Origin of the sequence: Amycolatopsis vancoresmycina (genome assembly GCF_000716785.1) — a bacterium.
GTDB lineage: Bacteria > Actinomycetota > Actinomycetes > Mycobacteriales > Pseudonocardiaceae > Amycolatopsis > Amycolatopsis vancoresmycina.
Genome location: NZ_JNYY01000002.1, coordinates 521,256 through 528,315, shown reverse-complemented (window position 1 = coordinate 528,315; position 7,060 = coordinate 521,256). Strand labels below are relative to the sequence as shown.

Here is a 7,060-nt window from a genome sequence, read left to right as displayed (position 1 = left end):
CCCCCGGCCCCCCGGCCCCGACGGATGGTCCCGCCTCAGCACCTCACCGGCACACCGCCCCACGCCCGGGCACGACCCCGCTCACCAGGTACCTCACCTCCGCCGCCCGAGCGCAGGCGGAGTTGAACATCCCCGTGTGCCCGTCATCAGCACGGACCAGCAGCGCCGAGCCGTCGATGCTCGCCGCCAGGCCGCGGGCCCACGCCAGTGGGGTCGCCGGGTCGTGGGCGCCGCCCACGACCAGGATCGGTGGAGCTCCGTGGACCGGGTGCGGTTGTGGTGGGTTCTTCGGCCGGACCGGCCAGCCCGTGCACCCGCTCGTGAGGTCCCAGTACTCCGAGTACCGCCAGCTGTGTGGCGCCGCCGCGCGGAGGAGCCCCGCCATGAAGCCCATGTCCGCGGGCCCGGTGAACGGCGACGGGAAGTCGTGGCAGCCGATCGCCCGGTAGGCGCCGTAGATCGGGGTCAGGAACTGGTTCCGCTCGGTCAGCCCCCGCGCGTCCGGAAACTCCCCGCCGGCCGCGGCCAGTGCCTTGCCCAAAGCCGGCCATTCGTCCCGGATGTAGAGGTGGTTGTAGACGCCCGCCGAGACTTCGTCGGCCGTCGCGGGACGGCCCAGGTCACCCGACCAGATCGTGCCGCGAGCCGCCCGGGCCACGACGTCGTCGTAGAACCGGAGGACGTCCTGCCCGTGCAGGGCGCAACCGGCCGAGCTCCGGCACCAGTCCGCGAACCGGACCAGTGCGTCCTCGGTGGCCGCGGCCTCCTCGAGGATCGCCTGGCGCAACGGCCGCGCGTGGTCGACCGCGCCGTCGAGCACCATCGTCCGCACCCGGTCCGGGTGCTTCGACGCGTAGACCGCGCCCAGCTCGGTCCCGTAGGAGAGGCCCAGCCAGGAAATCCGGGACTCGCCGAGCGCGGCCCGGATCGTCTCGATGTCCTCGGCCGCGCTCTGCGTGTCCGCGTTCGCCAGCAGCGGCCCGGTCCGGGCCAGGCAGTCCTCGCCCGCTTTCCGGTTGTGCGCCACCAGCGCGTCGAATCCCGTCCGCGTCGAGGGGAACCGGTTCAGCGCCGGGTCGAACAGCGTCGCCGCGTCGCACGTGATGCGGGGCTCGCTGAACCAGTCGCCGCGGGGGTCGAACCCCACGACGTCGAACCGCTGCCGCAGCGCACCCAGGTCCGGTGAGCCCAGCCCGCCGAACTGCACGAACCCGACGCCGGACCCGCCCGGCCCGCCCGGGTTCACCAGCAGCGACCCGATCCGCTGGGCGGGATCGAGCGCGGGCAGCCGCGCCAGCGCCAGCTGCGCCGACCCCAGTTCCGGTCGCGCACGGTCGATCGGCACCTCGACCGTCGCGCACTCCGCCGTCGGCTCCTGCTGCGTGGCACACGGTCGCCACGTCAGAACCGACGCGGAAGCGACGGCCGGTACCGCCACCATGACCACGACCGCCACGACGACCGCGGCGATCCGGCGCATGTCCATGATCCGTTCCCTCCCCTGCACGCCGGCCTTCGGCGTGCTTCCTTCCTAACAGCGACCACCGACAAATCAGGAGCGGCGGCCGGTCCGGGAAGCGCGGGAGGAATCGGAGTTTCCTTGCTGTACAACGACTTCAGCCGGGGTACCAACCCAGGAAGTCACTCGATAGTGGGAATCCACGGAGACCGGCACCCCCTGCGCCGGCGTCTCCGCGGATTCCCCGCGCGCGAACCCCACGACGCCGAACGCCGCGATCGCCCCCAGCAGCGCGGCCACCAGCACGCGCCGTTCGATCCTGCCCATCGGAAAAGCCCCCGTAGTAAGAAGAAGAGGTCAGGCGGCGCGGACCGTGACGCTGCCGCTTTCGGTGGTCAGGTCCAGCAGGTGCTGGGCCGAACCGTCGGTCGGGACGTCGATTTCGCGGTGCCCGCTGTCGCTGTCGCCCTGGACGCGGTACGGCCCGCCCGGCACGGTCAGCTCGATGCTGCCGCTGTCGGCGTTCACCTTCACGTCGTTGGCCTGGGCCAGGGTGAACTCGACGCTGCCGCTGGACGACGTGACGTCGACCGGCCCGCGCACCTTATCGCCGGTGATGCTGCCGGAGTCGCTGTGCAGCTGCACCGCCCCGACGTTGCGCAGGTCGATCGAGCCGCTGTCCAGGCGCAGTGTCACCGCACCGGAGACGTCTTCGACGCGGGCGTGCCCGGAATCGGCGTGGACGTCGACGCTCGACACCCCGGCGATGTCCAGACCACCGGAGTCGACGTTCCCGGTCACCGGCACCCCCGGCGGCACGACGACGTCGAAGTCGACCGAGCAGTTCACGCCGCACGCGCCGAGCACCAGCTGGTCGCCGTCGACGCGGTAGAAGGGCCCGCTCGGCTTGCTCCGCCAGTGGTAACTGACCGTCTCGTGCACGGTCGACGGGCCCGAGCCGGAGCGGATCTTCACCGATCCCGAGTCGCCCTCCAGCTTCACGCTGCGGATGGCCTGCGAAACGGTGCCGGAGTTCTCGAAATCCGAACCCCAGCCCCACCCGAACGCGGTCGCCAGGCCGACGCCGATCAGGACGATGCCTCCCAGAGCCAGAAGCGGGCGCGCCATGCTCGTTGGTCCCCTCAGTGTTGTTTCCCCTGCGTGAGAAACGTTATGACCGGGTGGGCGGGCCGTACATGGGGGTAACCCCCCGAAAGACCCTGAGATCCCTCCCTGAGACGCGCGGGAGGGGCCCGGGGCCTAGCCTGGCCCCAGGCTCCAGTTCCGTGATCAGGAGGATCCATGCCGCACGCACCCGGCCCCTACGAATCCCTGCCCGACGTGCCGTCGTTCACCCTGCGCAGCACCGACGTCGCCGACGGCGAAACCCTGGCCACGCCCCATTTGTCCGGCATCTTCGGCGCCGGCGGCGAGGACCGTTCCCCGCACCTGGCGTGGGAGGGCTTCCCGGCTGGGACGAAGAGCTTCGCCGTCACCTGCTACGACCCGGACGCCCCCACCGGCAGCGGCTTCTGGCACTGGGCGGTGTTCAACATCCCGGCTTCGGTGACGGAGCTGGCGTCCGGCGCGGGTGACGGCTCCGGTCTCCCCGAAGGCGCGGTGACGCTGAAGGGCGACGGCGGCGTCAAGCAGTTCCTCGGCGCGGCGCCCCCGCCCGGGCACGGCCCGCACCGCTACTTCTTCGCGGTGCACGCCCTGGATCTGGACAAGCTGGACGTGCCGGAGGACGCGACACCGGCGTTCCTCGGCTTCAACATGTTCGGGCACACGCTGGCCCGCGCGGTGCTCACGCCGGTGTACGAGAACAAGGGCTGAGCTTTCCGGGGCCCGGCGCCGTTGCGGATCGGCAACGGCGCCGGGCCCGTCAGCCGACGAAGTTCGCCGAGTTGGGCCCTTCGCGCTCGAGGTAGTGCCCGCGGGTGTGCTCGGCGAAGCCGAACTGCCGGTACAGCCCGTGCGCGTCGGCGGTGTGGAGCATCCACCGGAACTGCGCGCCCGGACCGTTGTCGATCATCTCGCGCACGATCTCCTTGCCGAGCCCGCTGCCCCGCGCGGAGTCGACCACGAAGACGTCGGCGAGGTAGGCGGAGGAGACGCCGTCGGAGAACGCGCGGGCGAACCCGACCTGCTCACCGCCGCGGTAGGCGCCGACGACCCGCCACGAGCCGCCGATCGCGGCTTCGACCTGCTCACGCGTGCGCCAGCGGCCCCAGTACGCCTCGGTGGAGAGGAACTTCCACACCACGTCGAGGTCCAGCCGTGCGCGGTCGTCGTCGAGTTCGTAGTCGCCAAAAGTCCGCATGATCCGAAACTAAGGCAGCCGTCAACGCGGTTTCAGCAGGTAGTCCACCACCGGCCGGAGCTCCTCGGCCGACGGCGGCTCGTCGTCGATCAGACCCTGGATGAGCAGCCCGTCGATGCCGGCGAGGAAGACCCGGAACGCGACTTCGTCGTCGTGGCGGACCATCGACGTCAGGACGTCCAGCCAGCGCCGCGCGGCCGGGCGCAGCTCGGGCTTGCGCGCGGCCAGCAGGTACAGCTCGTATTCCGCCATCGTGCGCCCGCGCCGCGGCCCCAGCGCCTCGGCGAGCAGGCCGGCGACCTCCTCGGCGCCGCGCGAACCACGTGACCGGGCGCGGTCGATCATCCAGTAGACCTCGGTCGCCATGTCGCGCGCGCACGAGATGAGCGTGGCGATCAGGAGGTCGTCCAGGGACGAGAAGTGGTAGGTCGTGGACGTCGTCGGCACGCCGGCCTCGGCCGCGACGGTCCGGTGGGTGACGCCCGCGACGCCGTCGCGCTCGATGACCCGCAGCGTGGCCTCGATGATCTCCTTGCGCCGCTTGTCGCCACGCGCTTTACGGCCGTCGACCTGCAGTTTCACGTCGATGCGCTCCCGATCTCGATCAGCACGACCCCGCCGATGACCAGCGCGAGCCCGGCGATCATGGCCGCGTTGACCGGCTCCTTCAGGAACACGACCCCGATGATCGCGACGAGTGCGACGCCGGCCGCGGCCCAGATCGCGTACGCGACCCCGATCGGCAACCCCAGCTTCAGCACGTACGACAGCGCGACGAACGCGACGGCGTACCCGATCACCACGACGATGGACGGCCCGAGCTTGGAGAAGCCCTCGGAGAGCTTCAACGAGACCGTCGCGGAGACCTCGGCGGCGATCGCCAGCGCGAGGAGCAGGTACGCACCCATAGGGTGAAAAGTACCTGAACGATCGTCCCAAAACAAAGAGCGACGTACACCACATCGGTGGGACTTAGGGCCACTCAACGGGTTACTCATCAGTAAGGACGGTTAGTCTCCCGGCACCACCACAGTTTTTCCGGACGAAAGGCACCCGAACGATGGGCGCTCTCCAACTGACGCTCGGCGGGCTCTCCGTCGTGCTCGGCCTCGTCGCCTGGGGCATGTTCGCCGCGACGATCGCCCGTTTCGTGCGGGTGATCCGCCTCGGACAGCCCGACTCGACGCGCAACGGGCCGTTCTGGCCGCGCATGAAGACGCTGATCAAGGAGTTCGCCGCGCACACGCGGATGAACCGCAAGCGCAGCGTCGGCCCGGCCCACTGGCTCGTCATGTGGGGCTTCCTGCTGGGTTCGCTCGCCCTGTTCGAGGCGTACGGCGAGGTCTTCGTCCCGACCTGGGGCTGGCCGATCCTCGACGACTTCCCGCCGTTCCAGCTGCTCATGGAGCTGCTCGGGCTCGGCACGATCGTCGGCATCCTGGTGCTGATGGCGATCCGCCAGCGCAACCACCCGCGCCGCGCCGACCGCCAGAGCCGCTTCGCCGGCTCCAACTTCAAGTGGGCGTACTTCATCGAGGCCGTCGTCCTGATCGAAGGCATCGGCATCATCGGCGTCCGCGCCGCGAAGTCCGCGCTGAACACCCACGAAGGGCCGCTGTGGGCGTCCTTCGTCTCGAACCCGATCGGCCAGCTGCTGCCGGCCAGCCCGAACCTGGTGACGGTCTTCGCGTTCGTCAAGCTGATGAGCGCCACGGTCTGGCTGATCGTCGTCGCGCGCACGATGACCATGGGCATCGCGTGGCACCGGTTCAGCGCGTTCTTCAACATCTACTTCAAGCGCGAGGCCGACGGCGGTGTCGCCCTCGGCGCGCTCAAGCCGATGATGAGCGGCGGCAAGGTCCTCGACCTCGAGGAAGCCGACCCCGACGAGGACACCTTCGGCGTCGGCAAGATCGAGGACTTCAGCTGGAAGGGCTGGCTGGACTTCTCGACGTGCACCGAGTGCGGCCGCTGCCAGGAGCAGTGCCCGGCGTGGAACACGGGCAAGCCGCTGTCGCCGAAGCTGGTCATCACGCAGCTGCGTGACCACGCCTACGCGAAGGCGCCGTACCTGATGGCCGGCGGCAAGCGCGACATGGCGGGCGACGAGGTCGGCCTGTCCGGCGACAACATGTACGCGGGGATCGACGTCCTCGCGATCGCCGAGTCGCAGAAGGCCCTGATCGGCGACGACGGCGGCGTCATCGACCCCGACGTCCTGTGGTCCTGCACCAGCTGCGGTGCCTGCGTCGAGCAGTGCCCGGTCGACATCGAGCACGTCGACCACATCGTCGACATGCGCCGCTACCAGGTGATGATCGAGTCGGCGTTCCCCAGCGAGCTGAACGGCATGTTCAAGAACCTGGAGAACAAGGGCAACCCGTGGGGCCAGAACGCCAAGGACCGGCTAGCCTGGACCGAGGACCTCGACTTCGAGGTGCCGGTGTTCGACGGCGACCTCGGCGACGCCGAGTACCTGTTCTGGGTCGGCTGCGCGGGTGCGTTCGAGGACCGCGCGAAGAAGACGACCCGCGCGGTCGCCGAACTGCTGCACATGGCGGGCGTCAAGTACACCGTGCTCGGCTCGGAAGAGTCCTGCACCGGTGACCCGGCCCGCCGCGCCGGCAACGAGTTCCTGTTCCAGATGCTGGCCCAGCAGAACGTCGAGGTGCTGAACTCGGTGTTCGAGGGCCGCGAGCGCAAGGCCCGCAAGGTCGTCGTGACCTGCGCGCACTGCTTCAACACCCTCGCCAACGAGTACCCGGAGCTGGGCGGCCAGTTCGACGTCGTGCACCACACGCAGCTGCTGAACCGCCTGGTGCGTGAGAAGCAGCTGGTGCCGGTGGCGCCGGTCGCCGAGGACGTCACCTACCACGACCCGTGCTACCTCGGCCGCCACAACAAGGTCTACGAGGCGCCGCGCGAGCTGGTCGGCGCGACCGGCGCGCAGCTGCGCGAGATGCCGCGGCACGGCGACAAGTCGATGTGCTGCGGCGCGGGCGGCGCACGGATGTGGATGGAAGAGAAGATCGGCAAGCGGATCAACGTCGAGCGCGTCGACGAGGCGCTCGGTACCGCGCCGTCGAAGATCGCCACCGGCTGCCCGTTCTGCAAGGTGATGCTGAACGACGGCCTCACGGCCCGCCAGGCCGACGGCAGCGCGAGCGAGAAGGTCGAGATCGTCGACGTCGCGCAGATGCTGCTGGAGTCGGTCAAGCGCAAGCCGGAACCGAAGCCGATCGCCCTCGGCGCGCCGTCGCTCGCGGAGGAGTGACGCG

7 protein-coding genes are annotated in these 7,060 nt (G+C 69.9%); 2 read left to right on the top strand and 5 right to left on the bottom strand.

Translation table 11 applies throughout. The features are described from left to right. Positions 1–43: 43 nt before the first annotated feature. Positions 44–1,486: an alpha/beta hydrolase gene (locus tag OO60_RS08005; protein ID WP_003058143.1), complete on the bottom strand. Its 1,443-nt coding sequence runs from the start codon at positions 1,484–1,486 to the stop codon at positions 44–46. A 330-nt stretch (positions 1,487–1,816) separates the two neighbouring features. Next, the gene (locus OO60_RS08000) at positions 1,817–2,587 is read right to left on the bottom strand and encodes a DUF4097 family beta strand repeat-containing protein (protein ID WP_003058141.1); all 771 of its coding nucleotides are present in this window, start codon (positions 2,585–2,587) and stop codon (positions 1,817–1,819) included. Between the two features lie 174 nt (positions 2,588–2,761). Here OO60_RS08000 and OO60_RS07995 point away from each other — a divergent pair, with 174 nt between their 5' ends. Next, positions 2,762–3,295, top strand: a complete 534-nt coding sequence (locus OO60_RS07995; protein WP_003058138.1) for a YbhB/YbcL family Raf kinase inhibitor-like protein — start codon at positions 2,762–2,764, stop codon at positions 3,293–3,295. A gap of 49 nt (positions 3,296–3,344) precedes the next feature. Here OO60_RS07995 and OO60_RS07990 read toward each other — a convergent pair whose 3' ends face one another. From OO60_RS07990 to OO60_RS07980, 3 genes are read right to left on the bottom strand one after another with little or no spacing between them, the layout of a single operon-like run. Beyond that, complete coding sequence (locus OO60_RS07990) at positions 3,345–3,782, bottom strand: GNAT family N-acetyltransferase (RefSeq protein ID WP_003058134.1); 438 nt, start codon at positions 3,780–3,782, stop codon at positions 3,345–3,347. 21 nt (positions 3,783–3,803) lie between these two features. After that, positions 3,804–4,364 carry a TetR/AcrR family transcriptional regulator gene (locus tag OO60_RS07985; protein WP_003058132.1) on the bottom strand — a complete coding sequence of 187 codons (561 nt, stop codon included), beginning with the start codon at positions 4,362–4,364 and terminating at the stop codon, positions 3,804–3,806. Beyond that, positions 4,361–4,690, bottom strand: a complete 330-nt coding sequence (locus OO60_RS07980) for a DMT family transporter (protein WP_003058130.1) — start codon at positions 4,688–4,690, stop codon at positions 4,361–4,363. The genes OO60_RS07985 and OO60_RS07980 overlap by 4 nt, the downstream gene beginning before the upstream one ends. Positions 4,691–4,842: 152 nt before the next feature. Here OO60_RS07980 and OO60_RS07975 point away from each other — a divergent pair, with 152 nt between their 5' ends. Continuing rightward, positions 4,843–7,056, top strand: a complete 2,214-nt coding sequence (locus tag OO60_RS07975) for a (Fe-S)-binding protein (RefSeq protein WP_003058128.1) — start codon at positions 4,843–4,845, stop codon at positions 7,054–7,056. Positions 7,057–7,060 lie beyond the last annotated feature (4 nt).

Bases quoted from the DNA above. Each gene is read 5' to 3' on its own strand.
- OO60_RS07975 (WP_003058128.1), top strand. From the start codon at position 4,843: ATGGGCGCTCTCCAACTGACGCTCGGCGGGCTCTCCGTCGTGCTCGGC.
- OO60_RS08000 (WP_003058141.1), bottom strand. From the start codon at position 2,587: ATGGCGCGCCCGCTTCTGGCTCTGGGAGGCATCGTCCTGATCGGCGTC.
- OO60_RS08005 (WP_003058143.1), bottom strand. From the start codon at position 1,486: ATGGACATGCGCCGGATCGCCGCGGTCGTCGTGGCGGTCGTGGTCATG.
- OO60_RS07995 (WP_003058138.1), top strand. From the start codon at position 2,762: ATGCCGCACGCACCCGGCCCCTACGAATCCCTGCCCGACGTGCCGTCG.
- OO60_RS07990 (WP_003058134.1), bottom strand. From the start codon at position 3,782: ATGCGGACTTTTGGCGACTACGAACTCGACGACGACCGCGCACGGCTG.
- OO60_RS07980 (WP_003058130.1), bottom strand. From the start codon at position 4,690: ATGGGTGCGTACCTGCTCCTCGCGCTGGCGATCGCCGCCGAGGTCTCC.